The organism is Dyadobacter sp. CY347 (assembly GCF_021502655.1).
Taxonomy (GTDB): Bacteria; Bacteroidota; Bacteroidia; order Cytophagales; family Spirosomataceae; genus Dyadobacter.
This window is the reverse complement of record NZ_JAKFFT010000008.1, coordinates 228,213-254,684: the sequence shown is the minus strand read 5'-3', so window position 1 is coordinate 254,684 and position 26,472 is coordinate 228,213. Positions and strand designations below refer to the sequence as shown.

At 44.7% G+C, this 26,472-nt stretch carries 16 protein-coding genes; 12 read left to right on the top strand and 4 right to left on the bottom strand.

What is annotated here, in order from left to right; translation table 11 throughout:
- Positions 1-114 precede the first annotated feature (114 nt).
- The 7 genes from rpoB (at position 115) to L0659_RS19355 (ending at position 13,403) form a co-directional block, all read left to right on the top strand.
- On the top strand, positions 115-3,981 hold the full coding sequence (rpoB, locus tag L0659_RS19385; protein WP_235128256.1) for a DNA-directed RNA polymerase subunit beta: 3,867 nt from the start codon (positions 115-117) through the stop codon (positions 3,979-3,981).
- A 79-nt stretch (positions 3,982-4,060) separates the two neighbouring features.
- The gene (rpoC, locus tag L0659_RS19380) at positions 4,061-8,383 is read left to right on the top strand and encodes a DNA-directed RNA polymerase subunit beta' (RefSeq protein ID WP_235128255.1); all 4,323 of its coding nucleotides are present in this window, start codon (positions 4,061-4,063) and stop codon (positions 8,381-8,383) included.
- A 136-nt stretch (positions 8,384-8,519) separates the two neighbouring features.
- Positions 8,520-8,849: a DUF3467 domain-containing protein gene (locus L0659_RS19375; RefSeq protein ID WP_235128254.1), complete on the top strand. Its 330-nt coding sequence runs from the start codon at positions 8,520-8,522 to the stop codon at positions 8,847-8,849.
- 141 nt (positions 8,850-8,990) lie between these two features.
- Positions 8,991-9,452, top strand: coding sequence for a (2Fe-2S)-binding protein (locus tag L0659_RS19370; protein WP_235128253.1), 462 nt, complete (start codon positions 8,991-8,993; stop codon positions 9,450-9,452).
- A gap of 2 nt (positions 9,453-9,454) precedes the next feature.
- Positions 9,455-11,599, top strand: coding sequence for a xanthine dehydrogenase family protein molybdopterin-binding subunit (locus L0659_RS19365; protein ID WP_235128252.1), 2,145 nt, complete (start codon positions 9,455-9,457; stop codon positions 11,597-11,599).
- Between the two features lie 103 nt (positions 11,600-11,702).
- Complete coding sequence (locus tag L0659_RS19360) at positions 11,703-12,668, top strand: hypothetical protein (RefSeq protein WP_235128251.1); 966 nt, start codon at positions 11,703-11,705, stop codon at positions 12,666-12,668.
- A 339-nt stretch (positions 12,669-13,007) separates the two neighbouring features.
- Positions 13,008-13,403, top strand: a complete 396-nt coding sequence (locus L0659_RS19355) for a hypothetical protein (protein ID WP_235128250.1) — start codon at positions 13,008-13,010, stop codon at positions 13,401-13,403.
- Between the two features lie 96 nt (positions 13,404-13,499).
- Here the strand turns inward: L0659_RS19355 and L0659_RS19350 are convergent, their stop codons facing one another.
- On the bottom strand, positions 13,500-13,751 hold the full coding sequence (locus L0659_RS19350) for a hypothetical protein (protein WP_235128249.1): 252 nt from the start codon (positions 13,749-13,751) through the stop codon (positions 13,500-13,502).
- 260 nt (positions 13,752-14,011) lie between these two features.
- Between L0659_RS19350 and L0659_RS19345 the strand changes: the two genes are divergently transcribed.
- Complete coding sequence (locus L0659_RS19345) at positions 14,012-14,323, top strand: hypothetical protein (RefSeq protein WP_235128248.1); 312 nt, start codon at positions 14,012-14,014, stop codon at positions 14,321-14,323.
- A gap of 76 nt (positions 14,324-14,399) precedes the next feature.
- On the opposite strand, the gene L0659_RS19340 is transcribed toward L0659_RS19345, so the two are convergent.
- Positions 14,400-15,704, bottom strand: coding sequence for a YihY/virulence factor BrkB family protein (locus L0659_RS19340; RefSeq protein WP_235128247.1), 1,305 nt, complete (start codon positions 15,702-15,704; stop codon positions 14,400-14,402).
- A gap of 128 nt (positions 15,705-15,832) precedes the next feature.
- On the opposite strand from L0659_RS19340, the gene L0659_RS19335 reads away from it, so the two are divergent.
- Together L0659_RS19335 and L0659_RS19330 are read left to right on the top strand one after the other, a co-directional pair.
- Positions 15,833-16,195: a hypothetical protein gene (locus tag L0659_RS19335; protein WP_235128246.1), complete on the top strand. Its 363-nt coding sequence runs from the start codon at positions 15,833-15,835 to the stop codon at positions 16,193-16,195.
- A gap of 249 nt (positions 16,196-16,444) precedes the next feature.
- Complete coding sequence (locus L0659_RS19330; protein WP_235128245.1) at positions 16,445-17,911, top strand: Gfo/Idh/MocA family protein; 1,467 nt, start codon at positions 16,445-16,447, stop codon at positions 17,909-17,911.
- Positions 17,912-17,966: 55 nt separating this feature from the next.
- Here L0659_RS19330 and L0659_RS19325 read toward each other — a convergent pair whose 3' ends face one another.
- Positions 17,967-18,704 carry an NrtR DNA-binding winged helix domain-containing protein gene (locus tag L0659_RS19325; protein ID WP_235128244.1) on the bottom strand — a complete coding sequence of 246 codons (738 nt, stop codon included), beginning with the start codon at positions 18,702-18,704 and terminating at the stop codon, positions 17,967-17,969.
- A gap of 122 nt (positions 18,705-18,826) precedes the next feature.
- Between L0659_RS19325 and L0659_RS19320 the strand changes: the two genes are divergently transcribed.
- The gene (locus tag L0659_RS19320; protein ID WP_235128243.1) at positions 18,827-22,279 is read left to right on the top strand and encodes a ThuA domain-containing protein; all 3,453 of its coding nucleotides are present in this window, start codon (positions 18,827-18,829) and stop codon (positions 22,277-22,279) included.
- Between the two features lie 43 nt (positions 22,280-22,322).
- Positions 22,323-22,706, top strand: coding sequence for a hypothetical protein (locus L0659_RS19315; protein ID WP_235128242.1), 384 nt, complete (start codon positions 22,323-22,325; stop codon positions 22,704-22,706).
- Between the two features lie 79 nt (positions 22,707-22,785).
- Here the strand turns inward: L0659_RS19315 and L0659_RS19310 are convergent, their stop codons facing one another.
- Positions 22,786-26,103 (bottom strand): C25 family cysteine peptidase, encoded by a 3,318-nt coding sequence (locus L0659_RS19310; protein WP_235128241.1) that lies wholly within the window; start codon positions 26,101-26,103, stop codon positions 22,786-22,788.
- Between the last annotated feature and the right edge of the window lie 369 nt (positions 26,104-26,472).

Genomic DNA, 26,472 nt, shown 5'->3' with positions numbered 1-26,472 from the left:
GTTATTTATCTCTACGAGGCAATAGATTAGGTTTAAAACTAATTATTACGATTGCGGCGCGTAAAGGTTACTCCGGCGCATTAGTTTTTCTACTAACCCAAATCAAACATAGCCTTGGCTACAATTAAAGCAACAACACCTAGAAAAAACTTTTCAAGGATCAATCAGATTATCGATTATCCGGATTTGCTAGGAATCCAGGTTCAGTCGTTCCGCGATTTCTTCAGTCTTGATACATCGGTTGAAGATCGTTCGGGAGAAGGATTGTACAAAGTTTTCGCAGAAAACTTTCCTATTGCCGATTCACGCGACAATTTCGTGTTGGAGTTCATTGATTATCTTCTTGAACCACCGAAATATTCTGTCGATGAATCCATTGATCGCGGACTGACTTATGCAGTGCCGTTAAAAGCAAAATTACGGTTGATTTGTAATGATGCTGATCATGAAGAATTTGAAACCATTGAGCAGGAAGTCTTCTTGGGAAACATTCCTTACATGACTGAAAGAGGTTCTTTCGTCATCAATGGTGCTGAGCGTGTTATCGTTTCACAACTTCACCGCTCACCAGGTGTGTTCTTCTCCATGAGCAAGCACACTAACGGTTCTAAATTGTACTCTGCACGTATTATCCCTTTCAAGGGATCTTGGATTGAATTCTCGACAGACGTGAACAATGTGATGTACGCGTACATCGACCGTAAGAAAAAATTCCCGGTAACAACATTGCTTCGTGCCATCGGTTTCGGATCTGATAAAGATATCCTAGACCTTTTTGGATTGTCAGAAGAAATCAGTGCAACACCAACAAACTTGAAAAAAGCTGTTGGCCGTCGCTTGGCTGCAAGGGTTTTGAGAACTTGGACAGAAGATTTCGTTGACGAAGATACTGGCGAAGTTGTTTCTATTCAACGTAACGAAGTGTTGCTTGAGCGTGATTCAACAATTTCTGCTGAGGACATCGAAGTGATTGTAGAATCAGGCCAGAAATCTGTTATTCTGCATAAAGAAGATATGAATGTTGCGGATTATAACATTATTTATAATACGCTTCAAAAAGATAGCTCAAACTCTGATAAAGAGGCAGTTGAGCAAATTTACCGCCAATTGCGTAATGCTGAGGCACCGGACGAACAAACTGCTCGCGATGTAATCCAGAGCTTGTTCTTCAGTGACAAACGTTACGACCTTGGTGATGTTGGCCGTTATAGGATCAACAAAAAATTAGGTTCTGACACAAGTTTGGACGTTCGCGTTCTTACAACAGGCGATATCGTTTCCATCGTGAAGTATTTGATCGGTTTGATCAATGCAAAAGCGGTTGTCGATGATATTGACCACTTGTCAAACCGTCGTGTGCGTACGGTAGGCGAGCAGCTTTATGCTCAGTTTGGTGTAGGTCTTGCACGTATGGCGCGTACAATTAAGGAGCGTATGAATGTGCGTGATAATGAAGATTTCAAGCCTGTTGATTTGATCAATGCGCGGACTTTGTCTTCTGTTATCAACTCATTCTTTGGTACAAACCAATTGTCACAGTTCATGGATCAAACCAATCCATTGGCTGAGATTACGCACAAGCGTAGAATGTCTGCACTTGGACCTGGTGGTCTTTCTCGCGAAAGAGCTGGTTTCGAGGTTCGTGACGTTCACTACACGCACTACGGTCGTCTTTGTACGATTGAAACACCGGAAGGTCCAAACATTGGTTTGATTTCATCCCTTTGCGTTTTTGCAAAAGTGAATGGAATGGGCTTTATCGAAACACCTTATCGCGTAATCGATGGTGCTGGTAAGCTGACTGATGAGCTTATATATATGACTGCCGAAGAAGAAGACTCCAAATACATTGCACAAGCGAATGCTTCTGTAGATGATAAAGGAAACTTTACGGTAGAAAAAATCAAAACGCGTTTTGAAGGTGACTTCCCAATGGTTGATCCTTCGCAAGCGTCTTTTATGGACGTTGCTGCGAACCAGATCGTTTCGGTTGCTGCTTCGTTGATTCCATTCCTGGAACATGATGATGCCAACCGTGCTTTGATGGGATCTAACATGCAGCGCCAAGGTGTTCCATTGTTGCGACCACAAGCGCCAATCGTTGGAACAGGCCTTGAAAAGCGTGTTGCAATGGATTCACGTGCACTTGTTGTTGCAGAAGGTGACGGTGTAATTGAGTTTGTAGATGCTAAGAAAATCGTTGTTAAATACGACAGAACAGATGATGAGCGCCTTGTAAGCTTTATTGAAGACAGCGTTTCTTACGATCTTGTTAAATTCCGTCGTACCAACCAGGACACTTGCCTTAACCTTCAACCAATGGTTCTTAAAGGCCAAAAGGTGAAAAAGGGAGAAGCACTTTGCCAGGGATATGGTACAGAAGGTGGTGAACTTGCATTGGGCCGTAACCTTTTGGTTGCGTTCATGCCTTGGCAAGGATACAACTTTGAGGATGCGATTGTAATCTCGGAGAAAGTGGTTCGTGAAGATATCTTTACTTCTATTCACATTGAAGAATTTGAATTGGAAGTGCGGGATACAAAACGTGGAGAAGAAGAGCTTACAGCTGAGATTCCAAACGTAAGTGAGGAAACTGTTAAGAATCTTGACGAAAATGGTATCGTTCAGGTTGGTACAGAAGTAAAAGAAGGAGATATACTAATTGGTAAGATCACTCCAAAAGGAGAATCAGATCCAACTCCGGAAGAAAAACTGCTTCGTGCGATCTTTGGTGATAAAGCAGGTGATGTGAAGGATGCTTCTAAAAAAGCACCACCATCGATGAAAGGTGTGGTTATTGACACTAAACTTTTCTCTCGGCCAACCAAAGAAGAGCGTGCTAAACACAAAGACGAGCTTCGCTTATTGATGAAGAAATATGGCCGTGAGCTTACAGCGCTTCGTGGTCGTATCATTGAGAAGTTGGTTGCACTGGTTGACGGTAAAACCAGCCAAGGTGTTAAACACAAGTTTGGTGATGAGTTAGTAAGTAAAGGAATGAAGTTCAATGTGAGAAATATCTCGGAGAACCTTTTCCCTGCAAACAACCCTTACCGCGATGAGTCTCAATATGCAGTTGCCGAAGAAGTTAACTTGATCGGTGACGTGCTGACAGATTCTTGGACTGAGGATTCTGAAACCAACTTGCAAGTTTCGTTGGTTTTGAAAAATTACCTGAACGCCCGCAGTGAATTGATGGGCCGTTTCAAACGCGATCGTTTTGCGCTTGAAGTAGGTGATGAGCTTCCAGCTGGAATCGTGAAATTGGCGAAAGTATACATTGCTAAGAAACGTAAATTGAAAGTTGGGGATAAAATGGCGGGTCGTCACGGTAACAAAGGGGTTGTTGCCCGTATCGTTCGTGATGAAGATATGCCATTCCTTGAAGACGGAACGCCAATGGATATCGTGTTGAACCCACTAGGGGTGCCTTCACGTATGAACATTGGTCAGATATATGAAACCATTCTTGCTTGGGCAGGTCTGAAACTGGGTCGTCGCTATGCTACTCCGATCTTCGATGGAGCTACGGAAGCAGAAGTTGCGGCTGAGTTGAAAGAAGCTGGTTTGCCAGACTGGGGACGTACATTCCTTTACAATGGTTTGAGCGGAGATCGTTTTGATCAGCCTATTACAGTTGGTTTGATGTACATGATGAAATTGGGTCACTTGGTTGATGATAAGATGCACGCGCGTTCTATCGGGCCATACTCACTCATCACGCAGCAGCCATTGGGTGGTAAAGCACAATTCGGAGGTCAGCGTTTTGGAGAAATGGAAGTGTGGGCGCTTGAAGCATTCGGTGCATCTCACATTCTTCAGGAAATCCTAACGGTTAAATCTGATGACGTGGTGGGCCGTGCCAAAGCATATGAAGCAATCGTGAAAGGTGAAAACCTTCCGAAACCGAATATTCCGGAGTCATTCAACGTACTTGTTCACGAGCTTCGTGGATTAGCATTGGAGATTACACTGGACTAATATTTAGTCGTTGGCGCGGGAAACCGCGCCATAATGAAATCAATTGAGTTTCGACTAACAGACAAACGACTTTTTAATTATGTCTTTCAAAAAGAACAAAAAACTTAATAGTGATTTTTCCAGAATGACGATCAGTCTGGCTTCACCTGAGTCTATCCTTGAGAGCTCTTTCGGTGAAGTAACACAGCCTGAAACCATCAACTACCGGACTTACAAGCCGGAGATGGGCGGATTATTCTGCGAAAGGATCTTCGGTCCTGTAAAGGACTGGGAATGTCATTGTGGGAAATACAAACGTATCCGTTACAAAGGAATCATCTGCGACCGTTGCGGTGTAGAGGTTACTGAGAAAAAGGTGCGTCGCGAGCGTATGGGCCACATTGAACTCGTTGTTCCTGTTGCACATATCTGGTATTTCCGCAGCTTGCCGAACAAAATCGGTTACTTGCTTGGACTTTCTACCAAGAAACTGGATCAAATTATTTATTACGAGCGATATGCAGTAGTTCAGGCTGGTATCAAGGAAGAAGATGGCGTAGGTTATCTTGATTTCTTGACAGAAGATGAATATCTGGATATCATCGACAAATTGCCTCGCGAAAACCAAATGCTTCCGGACACGGATCCAAACAAGTTTATCGCGAAGATGGGTGCCGATGCGCTTGAAATGCTTTTGAACCGGATCAAACTGGATGAGCTTTCATACGAACTTCGTCACCAGGCAGCAACGGACACTTCGCAGCAACGTAAAGCAGAAGCATTAAAGCGTCTGAAAGTTGTAGAAGCATTCCGTGATGCCAATACACGCATCGAAAACCGTCCGGAATGGATGGTGATCAAGATGGTTCCGGTTATTCCACCAGAACTTCGTCCGCTAGTGCCTTTGGATGGTGGTCGTTTCGCGACTTCCGATTTGAACGACCTTTATCGTCGGGTGATCATTCGGAACAACCGTTTGAAGCGTCTGATCGAGATCAAAGCACCTGAGGTGATTTTGCGTAACGAAAAAAGGATGTTGCAGGAAGCGGTCGATTCGCTTTTCGATAACAGCCGTAAAGTAAACGCGGTGCGTTCAGAAGGTAACCGTGCATTGAAATCACTTTCTGACATGCTGAAAGGTAAGCAAGGACGTTTCCGTCAAAACTTGCTTGGTAAGCGTGTCGATTATTCTGGTCGTTCGGTAATCGTTGTTGGACCTGAATTGAAATTGCACGAGTGCGGTTTGCCAAAAGATATGGCGGCAGAATTATTCAAGCCGTTCATTATCCGCAAGCTGATCGAGCGTGGAATTGTTAAAACTGTAAAATCAGCTAAGAAGATTGTAGATCGTAAAGATCCTGTGATTTGGGATATTTTGGAAAACGTTTTGAAAGGACATCCTGTTCTGCTTAACCGTGCTCCAACATTGCACCGTTTGGGGATCCAGGCATTCCAGCCTAAACTGATCGAAGGAAAAGCGATTCAGTTGCACCCATTGGTTTGTACTGCATTCAACGCTGACTTTGACGGTGACCAGATGGCCGTTCACGTGCCATTGGGTCAGGAAGCCGTTTTGGAAGCTTCGATGTTGATGCTTTCGTCACATAACATTCTTAACCCTGCCAACGGTGCACCGATTACGGTTCCATCACAAGACATGGTTTTGGGTCTGTATTATGTAACAAAAGGCCGCATAAGCACTCCTGAATATCCGATTATCGGAGAAGGAATGATTTTCTACGGTCCAGACGAAGTGATCATTGCCATCAACGAAGGCAAATTGTCAAAACATGCTAATATCAAATGCCGCCTGCGCGTACGTAACGACGACGGAACATTTGAAACGAAAATGGTTGACACCGTTGCCGGACGTATCCTTTTCAATCAGGCTGTTCCTGAGGAAGTAGGTTACATTAATGAATTGCTGACTAAGAAAAAATTGCAGCAGATCATTGGTTTGGTGTTCAAATTGGCTGGTGTTGCGCGTACAGCTCAGTTCCTGGATGAGATCAAAGAACTTGGTTTCCAAATGGCCTTCAAAGGCGGTTTGTCAATGGGATTGAACGACGTAATGGTGCCAGACGAAAAAGTGAAGCTAATCGAGCAAGCGAAACTGGACGTAGAAAACGTTTGGAGCAACTACTTGATGGGTCTTATCACTGAAAACGAGCGTTACAACCAGGTTATTGATATCTGGACACGTGTTAACTCACGCATTACAGAGACGTTGATGAAGCAATTGGAAACAGACCAAGGCGGATTTAACTCAATTTATATGATGATGCACTCAGGTGCACGTGGTTCGCGCGAGCAAATCCGTCAGCTGGGTGGAATGAGGGGTCTTATGGCCAAGCCTCAGAAAAACATCGCGGGTGGTGCAGGTGAAATCATCGAGAACCCGATCCTTTCCAACTTTAAAGAAGGTTTGGACGTTCTTGAATACTTTATCTCAACACACGGTGCACGTAAAGGTCTTGCCGATACAGCCTTGAAAACGGCTGATGCGGGTTACCTGACACGTCGTCTGCATGACGTTGCACAAGATGTTGTTGTTATCGAAACAGACTGCGGATCCCTTCGCGGAATTGCAATTTCTGCTTTGAAAGACAACGAAGATATCGTTGAGCCACTTTCTGAGCGTATCCTGGGTCGTGTAAGTGTTCATGATGTATTTGATCCTTTGTCTAACGAAATGATCTTGGCTTCTGGTCAGGAAATTACGGAAGAGATTGCTTCTTACATTGATGAAACGAGCATTGAAACTGTTGAAATCCGTTCGGTATTGACTTGCGAAACTCGTAATGGTGTTTGTGCAAAATGCTACGGACGTTCATTGGCATCTGCGCATATGGTAAACATTGGTGAAGCTGTGGGTGTAATTGCATCGCAGTCCATCGGTGAGCCCGGAACGCAGTTGACACTTCGTACATTCCACGTCGGTGGTACGGCTTCCAACATTTCTGTTGAAGCAAACATTAAAGCGAAATTCGATGGTGTAATTGGTTTTGAAGATCTTCGTCTTGTTCAGTCTGTGAATTCAGAAGGAGATGAAGTAACAGTAGTAATGGGTCGTTCAGGAGAGGTTAAAATTACTAATCCAGAAACAGGTCAATTGCTGATCTCGAACAACGTTCCTTATGGAGCACACCTTTTGGTAAAAGATGGTGAGAAGGTTCTCAAAGGACAAGAACTTTGTACTTGGGATCCATATCACGCAGTAATTCTTTCTGAATTCACTGGTGCCGTTTCATTCGACGCTATTGAAGAGGGGATTACTTATCGTGAAGAATTTGATGAGCAAACTGGTTTCCAAGAATCGGTGATCATTGAGACACGTGATAAAACCAAAAACCCTGCATTGGTGGTAAAAGGTAAGAGCACGTTGTTGAAAGATCAAACTGAAAAAGGATATAACTTGCCAGTAGGAGCTCGTTTGGTTGTGAAAAACGGAACAGCGATCAAAGCAGGTCAGCCATTGGCGAAAATCCCACGTGTTGTTGGTAAAACACGCGATATTACGGGAGGTTTGCCACGTGTAACTGAACTTTTCGAAGCGCGTAACCCGTCTAACCCAGCAACGGTTTCTGAAATCGATGGTGTAGTTTCTTATGGAGGTGTGAAACGCGGTAACCGTGAAATTCATATCGAATCAAGAGACGGAACACAACGTCGTTATATGGTTGCCCTTTCGAAACACATTCTGGTTCAGGATGGCGACTTCGTAAGAGCAGGAGATCCATTGTCTGACGGAGCGATCACACCAGCTGATATCCTTTCTATCAAAGGACCAACAGCGGTTCAGGAATATTTGGTAAATGAAATTCAGGAAGTATACCGTCTGCAAGGTGTGAAGATCAACGATAAGCATATCGAATGTATCGTACGCCAAATGATGCAGAAAGTAGAGATCCTGGATGCAGGTGATACCAACTTCCTTGAAATGCAACCGGTTGACCGTGTTGTATTCCGTGAAGAGAATGATAAGATCCTGGATTTGAAAGTTATTGAAGACGCTGGTAGCTCTGAGACTTTGAAGCCGGGTATGATTGTTTCAGTTCGTCGTTTGCGTGATGAAAATTCAAGCTTGAAACGTCGTGACTTGAAACTGGTTACTGCGCGTGATGCGCAGGCAGCTGTTGCGAAACCTACTTTGATGGGTATCACACAAGCTTCATTAGGTACTGAAAGTTTCGTTTCCGCGGCTTCGTTCCAGGAAACAACCAAAGTATTGAGCGAAGCAGCTGTTCGTGGAAAACGCGACGAACTGAAAGGCTTGAAAGAAAACGTGATCGTAGGTCACTTGATCCCAGCCGGAACAGGAATGCGTCAATACGAAAGCCTGATCGTTGGATCAAAAGAAGAATTCGATGCCTTGACAGATTCTCGTGAGAAACTTTCTCGCAAGAAAAAGGAATTGGTATAGATCAATCTGAATAAATAAAAAGAGCCGGTTCTGCGCAAGTGGAACCGGCTCTTTGCTGTATTAATGCTAAATTTTAGTAATTTCCGCAGAGATAATCATTTGCTGCCAAGCACTGTAATGCCAATAAAACCAACCGATGGAAGATAACACAAAAGAAAACGAACAGCAGATCAATGTAGAATTGTCAGAGGAAATGGCCGAAGGAGTTTATTCTAATTTAGCCATGATCGCACATTCAAACAGCGAATTCATCCTTGATTTTATACGCCTGATGCCCGGCGTTCCTCGTGCAAAAGTAAAAGCGAGAATCATCATTACGCCGGAACATGCGAAGCGTTTGATTTTAGCATTAAAGGACAACATTCAAAAATACGAAGACCAATACGGCACGATCCAAAGCACTCAGGATAACGAGCCTTCCTTTAATTTTCCAATTAGTTTTGGAGGTCCTGGTGGCGAGGCTTAGGACTATTAATTGTTTACTTGTTAACATTGACAGACTACAAGTCTAATTTTAAGTCCTTTATCGTCAATGTCGTTCTGACATTTTTTGTAACTTCGGTATCTGCATTAGGAACAATCATTTCCGAAACCCAAAAAATTCACCATGGCGTTATTTAAACTTTTAATTAACAACCGCGCTTACGATGCGGATGTGGAGCGGGATACTCCCCTTTTGTGGGTGCTCCGCGATAATCTCGGACTCGTAGGCACCAAGTATGGCTGCGGAATAGCACAGTGCGGCGCTTGCACAGTGCATCTCGACGGCAAAGCAGTGCGTTCTTGCGTATTGCCTGTTTCAGCCGTTGGAAAAGCAAAGGTTACCACCATTGAAGGACTTTCAGAGAAAGGCGATCATCCTGTTCAGCAAGCCTGGGATGAAGTGGACGTGGCACAATGCGGTTACTGCCAGGCTGGCCAAATTATGACGGCTGCAGCATTGCTCAAAGAAAAGCCAAAACCAACCGAAGAAGAAATCGTTTCCACCATGAGCGGCAACATTTGCCGTTGCGGAACTTACCACCGCATTCGCGAAGCAGTGAAAGTAGCAGCATCCAAAACCAACTGACCATGCAGACATTAGAACAAACTTCGAGGCGCAATTTTATGAAAATTGCAGCCGCGGCAAGTGGTGGGCTGTTTTTGGGTTTCAATTGGACAAATTCCACTGCACTTCCCGTGGTTGTTGATGCCAAAAGCATTGCGGCCGGCAATATCAATTTTAACAGTTATTTGTCCATCGGCACAGATAACATCATTACAATTGTTTCCCCAAATCCGGAAATCGGACAAGGAATCAAAACTGCATTTCCAATGGTCGTAGCCGAGGAACTGGATGCGGATTGGAAACAAGTAAAAACCGTTCAGGGAAATCTGGATACAGGCATTTTTGAAAGACAAGTAACTGGCGGAAGCGGCGCCGTTCCACATTCGTGGGAGCGGCTTCGTAAAGCAGGAGCGACGGCAAGGCATCTTTTGGTAGAAGCGGCCGCAGCTAAATGGAATGTTCCCGCCGCTGAGCTGACTACTGAAAATGGTGAGGTCTTGCATAAAACCTCAGGCAAATCTGCCACATATGGTGAACTGGCCGAAGCCGCTTCGAAGCTGACAGCGCCAACAGAGGTTAAATTAAAGAATGAGAAAGATTTCAAACTGATCGGACAATCTGTTCGTAACGTTGATAACCATAATATAGCAACGGGTAAGCCGCTTTTCGGACTTGATTTTTATAAGGAGGGAATGCTGTTTGCCTTAATCCAGCGGCCCAAAGCATTTGGATTAAAACTAAAATCCGTCGATTCTGCAGCGGCGAAAGCAATGCCTGGAATTGTTGATGTGGTAACATTTGAAAACAGCGTAGCCGTTGTCGGAAAATCGACCTGGCAGGTTAAGAAAGCCAAAGATGCATTGAAAATTGAGTATGAAAAAGCTGCCGAGCTGGAAAGCACTGCCGACCATAACCGCATTTTCTCGCAGCTGATGGACAATGGCGAAGCCACAGTAAGGCGTAAAGATGGAGATGTTGAGGCAGCATTCAAAAGCGCTGCCAAAGTCATTAAGGCTGAATATCAATGCCCTTTCCTGCCGCACAGCCCATTGGAGCCCATGAACTTCTTCGCGCATGTGCGTGAGGACGGCGTTGAATTGGTTGGACCTACACAAACTCCCGAGCGCGCGCGTACGGAAGTTGCCAAAATCACAGGCATTGCACCGGAAAAAATAACAGTTGAAATTACCCGTCAGGGCGGAGGATTTGGTCGCAGGCTTTCAGCTGACTTTGTCATTGAAGCAGCACATGTTTCCAAATTGGTGAAAGCGCCTGTCAAAGTGGTTTGGACGCGCGAAGATGACATGACCGGCGGCACTTACCGCCCCGCAGTGCGTTACCGCTTTGAAGCAGCATTGGATAAAAGCGGAACATTGATCGGTTATAAATTGCGTGGCGTGGGCATGAACTCCGGCAATTCGACTCGGGAGGATAATTTCCCTTCCGGCTCCGTAGATAACCTGCTAATTGATTCAGTCGAGCACAAATCACCTATTACAACTGGCCCCTGGCGTGCACCGATCACCAATTTTCTCGCTTATGCAGAACAGTCGTTCCTGGACGAAGTTGCAGAGGCAGCAGGAAAAGACCCGGTTGCATTCCGGCTTGAACTGCTTGAAAAAGCGAAAAAATCGCCCGTTAATGCGGTGAAATACGACGTGGATAGAATGATCGCTGTTGTTAAAATGGCAGCTGAAAAAAGCAACTGGGGCAAAAAGAAAGGCGTTTACCAGGGATTCAGCGTTTACTTCTCCCACCGCTCGTACGTTGCACAAGTAGGCGAGATTGTCATGCAAAAAGGCAAACCGGTTCTCAAAAACGTCATAGCAGCCGTGGATTGCGGCATTGTGATCAATCAAAGTGGATCATTACAGCAGGTTAGGGGCGGCGTGGTGGATGGTTTGGGCCATGCGATGTATGGTAACATGACATTCAAGGACGGCGCACCGGATCAGACCAACTTCAATGGTTTCCGCCTGATCAGGATGAATGAGATTCCGGAAGTGGATGTACATTTTGTTAATAACGGCATTTCCCCGACAGGTTTAGGGGAACCGGCATTGCCGCCTGCTGGTGCTGCAATGGCTAATGCGTTTTACAAAGCCACTAAACAACGCTTGCGTAATCAGCCATTCGTAAACGAGGAAGCCTTCAAAGGCATTTCATAGATCCGTAGTTTTTTACAATTTTATCAGACAGTAAGAATAAATGTGCATTCACATTTTTATCTTACTGTCTTTTATTTAAACCCATCATTCCTGAACCACAAACATGAAAAAGATCATCCTGCTTATCGCCTCCATATGCCTGTTTATCACCGCATTTCGACTGGCAGATTTTCCTGAGGCAACCATTTCAAACGGCATTATCAAGGCAAAGTTGCTTTTGCCAGATGCTGAGGCAGGCTACTATCGCGGGATGCGTTTCGATTGGGCGGGCCAGGTTGCCAGCCTTGATTACAAGGGACATTCCTATTTTGGGCAATGGAATAGTACATATGATCCCAAACTGCATGACGCTATTATGGGGCCGGTGGAGGAGTTTGTGGCGCTGGATTTTGATGCGGTAAAGCCGGGTGATACATTCGTGAAAATTGGTGTGGGCGTTTTGGTGAAACCGGATGATAAGAAGTACGCATTTGCAACAAATTACGAAGTGAAAGACGCTAGCAAATGGACTGTGGATAAAAAAGATGATCAGGTAACATTCACGCATACATTGAAGGACGCGACTGGATATGGCTATGTGTATACAAAGACATTAAAACTGGTAAAGGGGAAACCGCAACTCGTTTTGGAGCACAGCCTGAAAAATACCGGCTCAAAAGAAATCAAGACCAGCACTTACAACCACAACTTTTTCATGATTGATAAAGAGCCGACCAATGAAAATATCCGGATCGTATTTCCTTTTGAAGTAAGTGGAGAAGGCGCCGGTTTCGGGGCCATCATCCATGCAAAGGACAAAATGCTCAGCTATTCAAGGCCGGTTGTGAATGGAGATCAGATATTTAGTAGCGGGCTGAAAGGCTTTGGGCCAAGCGCGAAAGATTATGATATACGCATTGAAAACACAAAAACATCAGCCGGGGTGAGAATTACGGGTGATAAGCCCCTGGAAAAACTGGTTTATTGGGCCAATCCAACTACTTCATGCCCAGAGCCTTATATACAGGTCAATGTTAAGCCGGGTCAGGAAACAAAATGGAATATCAAATACGATTTCTACACTTTTTAACACAGTAGTGCTTTGCGAATCTTGCATACGCTGCATCTTAATTTTTCAAACAGCAATTTTCGCGATAGAATTACTTCGTACATTAAATATATATTTAATCTTATTCCATTGATTTAAAGCTTGACACTTTGGGTAACACAATGCGCATTTTGTGGATAAGATACTTAGTGCTAGTAAGATAACAATCTTGACGAAGTGGGTAACCAGTCAAAAAATGCCCTTGATTTATTTTAAACAAACAATCTTAAAATAATATTTACCATCGGAAAATTTCGGCATTTGGGAATAGTTTTGGATGTCACTGCTGTATCAGATCATCGACAACTAAACTGAACTAAAATGAAAACTTTGAAAGCAATTATCCTGATCGCAGCACTGGGAGTTTCCGCCGCAAGTTATGGGCAGACTGTGCCAACAACGCCCACATCTCCATCGCAGCCACAGACTGTTCCGACCCAGGATCCGACAACAACAACCCCGGCATCGACAAATCCGACCACTGAAAAAAAAGCGGAATTCAATTCGCCTCAATCTCCCGTAAGGCCTTCTAACACACCTTCGGAAGATACATTGATCAAGTCCCAGGGCGCATCCGGTGCGGTGATGAAGGATTCGCTTATGCCGGCTACGGATAAAAAAGCAGAAAGAAAAAACCGTAAGAAAAATAGGAAGGAAGCAAATTCTACCGACACAAATTCATCAGGCTCAGCAACAGAAGCCGACAGAAAACCATAATCATCAGCAAACGAAAATTAAAATGCCCGGAAATTATTCCGGGCATTTTAATTCAATGCAGTTGCCTGAATGTGGAGAAACGAAGGTCTTGTAAAATCAGTAATTTGCAACAGCTTGGGGAACAGCCGGTTCAAGGTCTGATTCAAGAAAGGGTTGTGTGACCACAGCTTTATTTTCATTAACCCAGGTGCACCAAACTTTCCCGTTATAACTTCTTTTTGTTATGGGCGTGGAGTTTCCATTTACGTAAGTTACAGTTTCTACAACCTGATATTCATCAATTTGCATAATACGGGTTCCGTTTTTCTCCTTCACCCAGTCATCCTTCATATAGTTCAATGTTACCATCGGTTTATGTGTTTTCGTCCAGGAGAGATTTAAAATTTTATGCCACTTTTTAAATTCTCACAAGCCATAAATATTAGATTTTAAAATGTAGAATTAAAAAGTAGAATTACTTATACAAGTGCTGTGGAAAGAAATTTTTGGACAGAGATGAAAGCTCGTCTTACAGCACAATTGGCAACAAATGCATAAGTCGAACATACATTAGTTGGATCTGGCTTATACTATTTGAGTATTTTTTAGGACAATTAAATTGGTAAATCATGAAACATGCAGACACTAGAAAAACAGTATTGTCTTTGAGCAATGAATGCTTCAAGCACTATTTGTTACTTCGTTATGTAAACAATTCCAGCGATCCGAAGTGGAAAAAGCTTAGCTTCGTTTCAGCAGAATTAATCACACCTGAAATTTGGATACAACTTCATAATTACGCCCGCGCGGATGTAGAGAGCCAGGGAGGGAAACTTTTGGGTTATGAAGTAGTAGATGAAAAGCTCGTCAGACACGACAGCATTGGATCTAATTCCTGGCCGGCAAACTGGATGTGGGTGATTCAAAAGAAAGACTTTTAAAGCCATTCTTGAAGCGCTGATAAACTAGAAAAGGGGACATGCGTCCCCTTTTCTAGTTTATCATGTGAGTATTTATTTACTGTTCATTGCTGGACTGCACTTTTTTGGCAACTGCTTTCCTAATGCCACTAAGTAGTTTTTCCCTAAAAATAAAACCCAGGGAAAATAGAACCAATGTAAATCCCAGTAACACCACAAAGCCCAGGTAATCACTGTTGAATGCATTATTCAGGAAGTGTCCTAATAAAACAACTACCATGATCACGATCATGAATACAATGATCGCAACAAATGCGTAGTAAGAAAAAGGCGCGGTAATCTGAGCTATTTTTGCTTTAATTTCGGCACGTATCGCATTCAGTTTGTCATCAATTAACGTCGTGATCGAGTCCATCATTTTATGTGTAACTTCTTTCGGATTAATTGAGGAAGCGGCGTGCTCAACATCTGCAACCGCTTCTCCCGGCTTGCTCTGTTCCATTTCCCTCCTTACCATCAGCACCGCATGCTCATTAGGTGAAATTCCTACACCGTCCGTTTTAGCATAAACCTTGGTAAACTCAGCCCCGAAATACAGGATAATGGATGAATAATAAACCCACGTCAGCAGGATCACAATAGAAGCCGAAGCACCATAAGTGGCACCGAGATCCTGCTTTCCCAGATAAAAGGTGATCGCAAATTTACCGATCGCAAAAAGTATAGCCGTAAATGCCGCTCCGACTATGCATTCTTTCCAGCGTACATGGCCATCAGGCAGTATTTTAAATATGACAGAAAAAAGCGCTGTAATAATCGCCATCACCACGACGACATTCAAAACAGAGAAGAAGATCACAGAAACCTCGGAGAAATAGCGCTCCAGACGGGCGCTCATCAAATCGACAAGTGTGTTTACGCCAAGAGAAACGATAAGCAAAAAGCCAAGGGTAATAATGATGGAGAAAGATAGCAGTCGGTTTTTCAAATATTGCAGCCATCCCTTCTTGGGTTTGGATTTAATAGACCATATATAATTGATCGAATCCTGAATCTCGGCGAAAACCCCGGTCGCACCAATCAGCAATGTCACAATCCCGATCGTCGCAGCAAGCCCCGACTTATTGGAAAGCTCTGCATTTTTGATCAGTTCTTGCAATTGCAATGCAGCTTCCTTGCCCACAAGACCGCTTATTTGTCCAAAAAGCTCACCCTGAAACGCTTCCTTACCAAACACAATGCTGACGATCGAAATGATCACGAGCAGCATGGGCGCCAGTGAGAATATCGTGTAATAGGATAGTGCGGCGCTTAGTTTGAGACAGTTGTCTTCCATGAACTCAGAAAAACTGTCTTTGAAAACCGATAGGAAAAATTTAGGCTTTGATGTAGTCGTATCCATAGTGAAGCATGCTTTCGTGTAAACGCCTACAAACGGTAAATATCCATGCCAGTTGGGCCAGTATTTGTTGCAGGTACGATTTTTAAACACCTACGCATTCAACATTCAACAACTAATAATATCCAATCATGAAAAAGGTAATAGCAAGTTTAATATTCACTTTTGCCGTTTCTGCATCGGTATATGCGCAAACAACAACGCAGTCAACCAATCCCAAACAGCAGGGAACAGCGACAGCTGACAGCAGTAAATCAGGTGGAAAAAATGAGGGAACAGACACGCAGGGAACCACGCAAGGCGCTAATCACGAAGTTGGTAATGCCAATGCTACGCAGCCAGGCAAAGCCGGTCAGGTAAACGGTTCAAATAAAACAAGCGGAACAGGCAAGGAAGGCAATGGCGCCAACGGCAAATCCAATGTTAACAAAATGAACAAAGGCGACGCTTCATTGAATAAGAACAGCAAGTCGACGCCAAAGAAGGAAAATTAATTGAAATAGAAAATTTGGATAAATAATCTGTTCCTTCATTGGGGCAGATTATTTTTTTGATCAAAAAAACGCGGGATCGATTACGTAGCCTTTTAACAAGGTTTTGGAGTAGCATTATGAGGCAGGAAGTCAGTGAATTATTTTCGAGTAAATTATGAAAATAACCTGCTTAACAAAATAATGAGCCTGTCCAAACTGTTGGATAAGGGCTGAATTGTTGCTAGCAAAAGCACTAAACCAAAACCCGTGATGGAAAAAAAGAGTACAACAAGTGAAAAGTCAACCGCTTCCAGGAGAGACTTTGTAAAAGCTGCTGGTGTAACCGCAGCTGGTTTTATGATCGTCCCAAGGCACGTGCTGGGTGGAAAAGGTTTCACCGCACCGAGCGATAAGCTTACGGTTGCCGGTGTTGGCGTAGGAGGAAAGGGCACATCCGATCTTGCCAATTTTGCAAAAAGCGGGAAAGCCGACATTGCTTATTTATGCGATGTAGACGACCGCCGCGCCGCTACAAGCATTGCCAATTATCCCAAAGCCAAATATTACAAGGACTTCCGGGAAATGTTTGAAAAAGAATCCAAAAACTTTGACGCCGTTTCGGTCTCTACGCCTGACCATACACACGCAGTTGTGGCCATGGCCGCTATGCAACTTGGCAAGCACGTATATGTGCAAAAACCAATGACGCACGATATTTACGAAGCAAGAAAACTAACCGAGGCCGCTGCGAAATATAAGGTCGTAACCCAAATGGGCAACCAAGGCTCATCCGGCGACGGCGTAAGAACACTGCACGAATGGTATGACGCCGGCATCATCGGCGACGTCGACACAGTCTATATCTGGACCAATCGCCCGATCTGGCCGCAAGGCATTCCCTGGCCATCCGAAAAGCCACCGGTTCCAAAAGAGCTTGACTGGGATCTTTGGCTGGGAACTGCACCTAAAAAAGATTATGTAGAAAACCTGATCCCCGGAAGCTGGAGAGGTTGGTGGGATTACGGAACCGGCGCATTGGGCGACCTGGGCTGCCACTTGATGGAAGCTCCATTCCGCGTGCTGGGATTGAAATACGCAACAGATATGCAGGCAAGTGTAGGCAGTGTTTTCACTGCGTTTGGTAAAAGAGGTGTTTTCCCTGACAGCTGTCCTCCATCAAGCCACGCAACATTAACATTCCCAAAAACGGCCAAAACAAAAGGCCCGGTAACCATGCACTGGATGGACGGCGGCATCAAGCCAGAACGTCCGGAAGAACTTGGACCGAATGAATTATTTGGAGATGGCAACAGCGGTATTTTGTTTGTTGGTTCAAAAGGCAAGATGATGGCCAGCGAATATGCGGCTAATCCACGTTTGCTGCCTTTGAGCAAAATGCAGGAAGTAAAAGTAAAACAAAAATTCGCCCGCGTACCTGGAAGCGCAGAAGGCCACTACGCGCAATGGGTGGAAGGCTGTATCGCAGGTTACGGTAAAATGGAGCTAAGCTCGCCATTCGAGCTGGCCGGTCCACTAACCGAAGCAATCCTGGGAGCAAACCTCGCCATCCGCGGAGCAGATATGCCCAAAGCAAGAGAAGACGGCAAAGGCTTCACATATCCGGGAAGCAACATGAAAATGCTCTGGGACGCCCAAAATATGAAAGTGACCAACTTCGACGAAGTAAATCAATTCGTCCGCCGCAACTACCGCGAAGGTTGGAGTTTGGGAGTTTAAGGATTTAAATCAAACATTAAGCCAAAATAGCCGTGACTAATCATCACGGCTATTTTTATGCCCCTAAGCTTTTCCTGCGATACAAATACGGAGCCTTGTTGGCTGCTCCGGTGAATTTTTTTTCCAGGCGCTCTAATACATTCAGATCCAGGATTTTCTTTTGAAAATTGTTTCTTGCGAAAGGTTTATCGTAAATGGTTTCGTAAAGTTCCTGGACATCTTTCATGGTGAAGGTTTCGGGGAGCAGGTTGAATGCGATCAGCTTTTCGTCCAGATGGAAGCGGAGCGTTTCGAGCGCTTTAGTGACAATTTCATTATGGTCGATGATCATTTCGGGCAGTTCTTTAATGTTATACCAATCAATCGACGAGTCAAGATCCGTTTTTTCGGGGACGACCTGATTCAGGTCCACAAGCGCGTAGTAGCCGATTGAAACGAATCTTTTTGTAAACCAATTGAACTCCTTCCCATGCTGCCCGTTTTCGCTCAGGAGCTGCGGATTGAGTTCAATAAGCTTGTTCATGAATTTCAAGCTGTTCCTCGCAGCTTTACCAAAAATGTGAAACTGATCGAGGTAAATTTCCTTAATGCCGGTCCGCTGCTGAAGAATGCGATTTGCTGCAATGTCAATGTCCTCGTCTTGAGAGATAAAACCGCCAGGCAAAGCCCAGAAATCACCATTGAAATTGAGCTTAGGCACTAAAACTTTCAGTTGCTTATTGTGATAACCGAATATCACACAGTCGATAGACAGCTGTTCAATATAATTTTGTTCACTTGGATTACGGAGCATGTCGGGTTTAGGGATGTAGTACAATACAAATGTAAAATAGAAAAATATTTATTGTCTAAATTTAAGACAATAAAAAAATTAATTATAGCTTTGCTTCCACTTAATCAAACCTAAGATAACGGATGAAAGTAAAGTCTCTACTACTAAGCATGCTCGCTTTGAGTTTTTGCTTAACATTTCAATCTGCTCACGCTCAAACCGCTAAGATAAATGTGCTGGTTTTCAGTAAGACGGCTTCGTTCAGGCATGAGTCCATTGCTGCGGGAAAAACAGCATTGACCAAAATGACCAAAGAGAAGGGTTTCGGTGTCAGCTTTACGGAAGATGCCGGCCAGTTTAATGAACCAAACCTGAAAAAATACAATACTGTCGTTTTCCTGAACACAACAGGCGATGTGCTCACCAATGAACAGCAAACGGCTTTTGAGCGGTTCATCCAGGGTGGTGGAGGATACACAGGCATACACGCAGCCACGGACACGGAATATGACTGGCCATGGTATGGGCAACTGGCGGGGGCTTATTTCCTGGATCACCCTATGACGCCCAGTAATGTTCAAAAAGGCAAATTTATCGTAACGGAAAAGAACCATTGGGCAACGCAGGGCATGCCCGACGAGTTTGAGAGAACCGATGAATTTTACAGTTTCAAAGACATTTCACCAAAAATCAATGTCGTCCTGAAAATCGATGAAAAGAGCTATATAGGCGGTAAAAACCCTGATTTTCACCCCATGGGCTGGTATCAGGAGTTTGATGGCGGCCGCTCATTTTATACGGCGATGGGACATACGGACGAAACATTCTCGGACCCGCTTTTTCTGAACCATCTGTATGCCGGGATCAAGTATACAGCTGGTGGCGACGCCCCAAAGGCAGTAGATTTTTCTAAATCACGACCAGAAGAAAACCGCTTTACGAAGGTGATCCTGGAAGAAAAACTGGACGAGCCTATGGAGCTGAGCGTGCTGGATAAGGACCGGATCCTGTTCATTCAACGTAAGGGCGAAGTGCGGCTCTATAATGTCAAAACGAAAGAATTGAAAAATATTGCCAACATTCCGGTCAGTACAAAGTACAAAAATAAGGAAGGCAAGGAATCGACGGGCGAAGATGGACTTTTAGGTTTAAATAAGGATCCAAACTTCGCTCAGAATCACTGGATCTATCTATACTACTCCATACCGGAAGCACCCAAGAATGTGCTCGCAAGATTTGAAATGAAAGGCGACCAACTCGATCTTGAATCGAAAAAAGTGTTGCTGGAAGTGGAAACGCAACGTGAAGAATGTTGCCATACGGGGGGCTCAATTGCCTGGGACAAAGCGGGTAACCTGTATTTATCCACAGGCGATAACACCAACCCGCACGGCTCGAATGGTTACAGCCCAAGCGATGAACGTGAAGGCAGATCGGCCTGGGATGCGCAAAAATCGTCTGCAAACACCAATGACCTTCGAGGTAAGATCATCCGTATTAAACCGCAGCCGGATGGCACATACTCCATTCCGGAAGGTAATCTGTTTGCAAAAGGAACGCCGCAGACACGCCCGGAAATTTTCACAATGGGTCACAGAAACCCGTTCAGGATCTCAGTAGATCAGAAAACAGGTTACGTATATTGGGGAGAGGTTGGGCCGGATGCCGCCAAGCCGGATTCAAGCAGAGGTCCTGCCGGGCATGATGAAGTAGGGCAGGCGCGGAAGGCCGGGAATTTTGGCTGGCCGCATTTTGTGGGCGATAACAAAGCCTATAATAAGTTTGATTTCGCAGCAAGCAAGTCTTTGGAAAAATGGGACGTTGCTGCACCGACCAATAATTCGCCAAGCAATACTGGCTTAAAAGTCCTTCCACCAGCTCAAAAGGCATTTATTTGGTATCCATATGGCGCTTCAAAAGAGTTTCCGTTAACCGGCAGCGGCGGGAGAAATGCAATGGCAGGACCTGTTTTTTATGCTGATGGGTTTAAAAATGCTCCAAATGCTTTTCCGGCATACTATAATGGCAAACTGCTTACTTATGACTGGATGCGCGGCTGGATAATGTCTGTAACGATGGATAAAGAAGGCAATTTTGCTGCCATGGAGCGGTTTATGCCGAGTTATAAATTCTCAAATCCTATGGACATGGAGTTTGCAGAAAACGGCGATCTATATATGCTGGAATACGGAACAGGCTGGTTTTCAGCGAATGATGATGCTCGTTTGATCCGCATTGAATACAATGGCGGCAATCGCAAACCGCAGATTCAAATGGCTGCCAATAAAATGGGTGGTGCTGCGCCGCTTGCGCTCAAACTGGATGCAAAAGGAACGGTTGACGCGGACAATGATGTGTTAAATTATTCATGGAAAATCACCTCAAAAAATGGTTTTTCGAAACAGATCAATACACCGGATGCAAATTTGACCCTTACTAAACTAGGTGTTTACAAAGCAACTTTAACCGTTAATGATGGCAAAGGGGGCGTGAACACGCAGTCCATGGATATCACGGTCGGAAATGAGCCGCCGGTGTTAAGCCTCGACATGCCGATGGGCAACAAATCCTTTTATGCTGCTAATAAACCTTTCAATTACGATGTAAAAGTTTCCGACAAGGAAGACGGAACATTGGAAAAAGGCATTGATGCAGAACGTGTTGCAGTGAACATTGATTATCTGGCGGAAGGTTTTGATAAAATAGCCATTGCGCAGGGACACCGCTCGGCAGATGCAAGCGCTGCATTTGCTCCGGGTAAAAAACTGATAGAGGCGAGTGACTGCAAGGCTTGTCATAGTGTGGATAAAAAGTCAATTGGTCCTGCTTATCGTGAGGTTTCTGCAAAATATAAGGATGATAAATCGGCTGTTGAGATACTGACCAAAAAAGTCATTGCTGGCGGGGGAGGCGTTTGGGGCGAAACGGCCATGGCAGCGCATCCGCAACTTTCTGCGGCGGATGCATCGGAAATGGTAAAGTACATCCTGAATGTTACCAATGAAAAACCAAAGGAACAATCGATGCCGGCGAAAGGCAGCTATGTGGCCAAAGTGCCGGCTGGCGACAAAGGCAAGGGTGTTTTCATTGTGAGGGCTGCTTATGAGGATAGCGGGGCAAGCGGGTTACCATCGTTGAAATCGGAAAAAACGCTTGTGTTGAAGAACGCAAAAGTAGATATGCACAATTTTGATGTGTATGAGGACATGATGAAGATCTCAAATGGTGGCATGAACCTGGCTATTGCTTCAAAATCAGGTTCCTATGTCGTGCTTAAACAAACGGATCTGAGCGGAGTTTCGGAAGTGCAGTTGCAAGCCCTGGCACCGAAACCTCAGGTCAATGCTGCCGGTGGAAAAGTCGAGGTGCGCCTGGATAGCCCAACCGGCCCGGTAGTAGGAACATCCGAATTCCTTGAACCGACTGAAAAGATGGATTTTAAACCAAATATCCTCAGCATCCCGATCAAACTTTCCGGAAAACCGGATGGCAAATTGCACGATGTATATCTGGTCTTTACGAATCCCAAAGCAGATGGACATTCGCTGATGGTTGTTCTCGGAGCAGAGTTCAAGCTTGCAGAAATCAGTAATTAAGGAAAATAAATAGTCATTCTCTCAATCTCAATTAATCAAAGCAATGAAAAGAACCTGTCTCGCCTTCGTATTTTTAATTTTAGGACTTGCAATCAACGGATTTTCCCAAACTGCGACAACCAACGACCTTTTCCTGGGTAAATGGGAGGTGCTAGTTGTAGGCACTCCCGATGGAGATTCAAAATTGGTGACTGAGCTGACCAGGAAAGATGGCAAGCTAACCGGCGAATTGAAAGATCCGACTGGAAAAAACCCAAATGCTTTGCCGATTTCCAACATTATCGAGGAAGGAAATAAAATGACCATTTTCTTTGAAGCGCAAGGAACGGAAGTGTCTTTGGACTTGTCAAAAGTGGATGATGACCATTTGAAAGGCTCCGTGATGAACGGAATGTTCGATGCTACGGCCGTCAGAGTTAAGGAATAGAATTTGATCTGAAACCAAAGTTAGTCTGCCGGAAATGAGGTGTCATTTAGAACTGCCTGAAGCCTCGTTTCCGGCTTTTTTATTTTCCTTGCATAATAACCTTACCCGGCAGTGTCACGAAGGTCTCATTCCCGGCATTGATCAGAAAGACCTTGTACACGTAAAGTCCTGCCGCGGGATTGGCAGGCAACCAATACCATTCATGGGTGAGTGCTTCTGGTGAAACTATGATATTTCTGTCTTCAACAACAATGCCCCGCTGATTGTAAATGACAGTCCGGATGGCTTTTAGATCAGCGTTTTTTGCAGCTTTAAGCTCGAACCGCAGGTAAGACGATGCGGGATTCGGGCTTACAATAAGTTCGGTAGGCGGGTTTCCATCATCACTGATCTCAAAAATCATCCGGTAGGGCTGCACCATTGCGTTCCCGGCGCGGTCTTTGGCATTGACCAGAATCTCGTAAACCCCTGCTTTCAGATCGGTCGCATAGCTTAGTTGCAGGGATTTAGGATCGTTGGTATTGATTAAGATATCATTATCAGCATATGAGACCTTCTGGAAATCACAATTGTCGTCCTCACAGCGCTTTATAAACATTTCTAACAACGAAGTATCCGGCAAAAGCGACCTGTCGTCCGACAGAAACAATGTCACAATCGGATCAGCTGATATGGTTTCCTTATGCTTTAACAACCTGTCATTGAATTTGACCGTGAGTAATGGCGGCACAATGTCCCTGGTATTTTCCGAGGAGAATGTGGTTTTAGTCTTAACCAAATCCCAGTCAATGTCCAGTTCCGCAATGTTATTCGCCGTGTTCAGCTCATTGATTGAATGATCAGGGTTTACCTCGACCTCGATTTTTTGAATGTCTTTTAAATTGAGAAACGAAACCTGCAATGTGTTTTGAGCAGGAAAGGATTTTATCGTTTGCGTTTTGGTAACATGGCCCTTTTTTCCAGAATAAGTCACTTTAACGGGCACATTTTGTCCATGAATATAGCTGCCGTTATTTGCAATATTGATTTTAACTCTCAAAGAATCAGACGCTTCCAGGGACTGTTCTGCTGATTCTGAATGCAACGAAATACTCCCATCCGGATCGACGGAATAATCAGGCTTGTCGACAGTAACAAGCCGCAACGCAGGATCGCCTTGAAGCACCGACTGATGGATATTGGCAATGCTGTACTCGTCCTCATCCTTGGAAATAATGTCGCTCGCAACCGCCATTTGGATTTTCCCGATCGGCAGATTTACAGTGGCGGGATCTGTGAACATATAATGATATAACCTTTGCAGATATTTCCCGGACGGGCTCACATAACTCTGAAAGGAATTGGCTATAATCGCGATTGCGCCCCGGTTCGGAGCCAGCAGCCAGTCAAGCGACAGGGTAATCCGATCGTTCGATTTAGGTGTTTTGGGGTTTTGATTTGACCTGCCGGTGAATATATTTCCTACCCCGCACCCGTTGAAATACATCATCGGATACTTATGCAGATTGTTATAGTTGCGGGGAGCATCGGTAATGTAGCCGAAATCTAAGTCCGTAATATACGACGACCCGTGACCGAAAAAAGTAATCAACCCGGCGCCTGCATTCACATCTGCCGTAATGTTCACAGGCTCAGGCTCAGACATTGCCTTTTGTTTGACATAATGTTTCACTTTGCCGCCCAGCTGGCCGTTCTGAATATCAGGTTCCAATATGCTCAGAAGTCCTTTTAATTGTGTGATCTCACCTACGGTTTTGCCGCCATTGAGATGCAGGACATTCTTTCGCCAGGCTAAATCCGTGCTGTTACTTTCATACTGCTTTACTTTTTCGAGATAGTCGGTAACGTGCTGTGGGATAAATGCTGACAACCGGCCGACAGGCATTGCCGGAACTTCCCTGGGCGCTCCCGCCAGCCCTTCTACCAGTAGCACATCGGAACCAGGATAGCCAATTGTCGGCACTTCACCGGGAAGTTCACGTTTCATTTTCTCATTGTGTGTGATCGATTGTCCAATCAGGAATAAATACTTTTCCTTACCGCCCTCAGTAAGCATATACGACATGAACTTTCTGATAGCGACAGGGCTGGGCTCGCCGGAATTGAATTGATTATACACCTCCTGAGTGGTCATTACCAAAGGTTTGAAACCACCTCCCGCCTGGGATGCGCGGTAATCTGCATACTGGCTTGCACTTGCCAGTAAAGTGTCGGTTGTAATGATGATATAATTCGCTTCTTTCGGGGATAATGGCTTGAAATGGACAGGCTTTATTTTCGCTGGCTCAACAGGAATAACCTCCTTTGAAGCAAGTAAGAGCTGGTTTTTGCCAACTTGTCGCGGCACCATGAAGTGCTCATTTTTCCCTTTTATAATGATGGGTTTGTCCGGGTCAGAAATATCCAGGAACATATAGTCGGCCGAAGCCCCTTTAACATTAACCCTGCTCCAAGGATCTGATGTAGGAATAAGCCTGAATTCCTTGCTCGCCTGCTTATCGATTTGCAGCAGTTGCGGGAAGTCTACGGAGAAATAAGTGAGAGAAAACCGGTCTAATAGATCTGCTTTGGGTGTTTTTAGCGAAATCATTCCTTTTTGATCGGCATCCGTATCTTCGGGTTTTAGTTCAAAAGAGCATGTTGCCGGATTAAAGCGCGAAATAGCCAGGACTTTTACCAAACGCAGCGATTTTGAATTTTTACCTACATAAATCTCAACCTGATGCTCCTTGTTGCTTCTTCCGTGAATGAGCAGCTCAACAGTTGGTTTTTGCGCGTTATTGGCCAGGTTTTTCAGTTCAAAATTCCCTATTATTGACCCGGCCCCATCCTTATCTTGAATTCGGCTGGTCCGGCTGGCGCCATTTACAAAAAAACTGTTCAGGAACGGCGGAGCACTCACATACTCCATCGTGCTCAAAGTATAATCATCCTGATAAACCTTCGTTATTTTTTCCCTATGAAAAGGCAATGCAGGAATATTTTCATCCGCCGGTTTGTCTACCGATTTTGCCCTGTCCCCCGGCATATCCCCGACCGTCAAAAAATATGCGCCCTCATCCGAGTACATACTGAAATAGGGGTTGATCCGTGAATTCATAGGCCTATACAACAGCGAATCGCTTGCACCATCATTCGGCAATGCGTAAACCAAAATTTCTTTATTGGTAATGCTTATAACGGACACTTGCTTTCCGCGCCTCGAGAGCTGCAATTTATCAGGAGAACCGGTTGGGAAATCTTTGGGCAGCGAGGCAAATGCTATCTTATGAATGCCTTTTTTCGATATTCCAATCTTTACATAAGGCTTTTGGTAACTGATCCAAGTATGCGCATACGGCGCACCCCATTGCGCACTGGCGGTGTGCTGCACCAGAAAAGCGACAATGAGTAACATTGTTTTGACCAAAGTCCGAGTATTGCAATGCATATATGGTTCGTAAATGCGCGGGACCGTTTACCCATGCATTACGCAAGAAAAAGCACGCAATCCACAAATCACCTTTACATTGAGCCACCGTCCGGCATCAGTTATCCTGAGGTAAATATGCTTGCTAAAATAACATTCACTCGGTTCTCAAAGCAAAACTGGGTTTAACCAGGCGGATTTAATGGCCTGGGAGCTCCCCTTAGCACCCCATGCCAATGCATACAAAACCGAAAAAGCCCGGTCCTAAGACCAGGCTTTATGTCGGGATGACAAGATTCGAACCGCGCCTCGCCGGCCGCGCCGCGTAGGCTTGCGATCCCTAGCACCCCAGGCTAG

Coding starts and splice junctions, on each gene's coding strand:
- L0659_RS19335 (WP_235128246.1), top strand. CDS start 15,833: ATGAAAAAGGTAATAGCAAGTTTAATATTCACTTTTGCCGTTTCTGCA.
- L0659_RS19315 (WP_235128242.1), top strand. CDS start 22,323: ATGAAAAGAACCTGTCTCGCCTTCGTATTTTTAATTTTAGGACTTGCA.
- L0659_RS19310 (WP_235128241.1), bottom strand. CDS start 26,103: ATGTTACTCATTGTCGCTTTTCTGGTGCAGCACACCGCCAGTGCGCAA.
- L0659_RS19320 (WP_235128243.1), top strand. CDS start 18,827: ATGAAAGTAAAGTCTCTACTACTAAGCATGCTCGCTTTGAGTTTTTGC.
- L0659_RS19370 (WP_235128253.1), top strand. CDS start 8,991: ATGGCGTTATTTAAACTTTTAATTAACAACCGCGCTTACGATGCGGAT.
- L0659_RS19365 (WP_235128252.1), top strand. CDS start 9,455: ATGCAGACATTAGAACAAACTTCGAGGCGCAATTTTATGAAAATTGCA.
- L0659_RS19340 (WP_235128247.1), bottom strand. CDS start 15,704: ATGGATACGACTACATCAAAGCCTAAATTTTTCCTATCGGTTTTCAAA.
- L0659_RS19375 (WP_235128254.1), top strand. CDS start 8,520: ATGGAAGATAACACAAAAGAAAACGAACAGCAGATCAATGTAGAATTG.
- L0659_RS19345 (WP_235128248.1), top strand. CDS start 14,012: ATGAAACATGCAGACACTAGAAAAACAGTATTGTCTTTGAGCAATGAA.
- rpoC (WP_235128255.1), top strand. CDS start 4,061: ATGTCTTTCAAAAAGAACAAAAAACTTAATAGTGATTTTTCCAGAATG.
- L0659_RS19355 (WP_235128250.1), top strand. CDS start 13,008: ATGAAAACTTTGAAAGCAATTATCCTGATCGCAGCACTGGGAGTTTCC.
- L0659_RS19360 (WP_235128251.1), top strand. CDS start 11,703: ATGAAAAAGATCATCCTGCTTATCGCCTCCATATGCCTGTTTATCACC.
- L0659_RS19350 (WP_235128249.1), bottom strand. CDS start 13,751: ATGGTAACATTGAACTATATGAAGGATGACTGGGTGAAGGAGAAAAAC.
- L0659_RS19330 (WP_235128245.1), top strand. CDS start 16,445: ATGGAAAAAAAGAGTACAACAAGTGAAAAGTCAACCGCTTCCAGGAGA.
- L0659_RS19325 (WP_235128244.1), bottom strand. CDS start 18,704: ATGCTCCGTAATCCAAGTGAACAAAATTATATTGAACAGCTGTCTATC.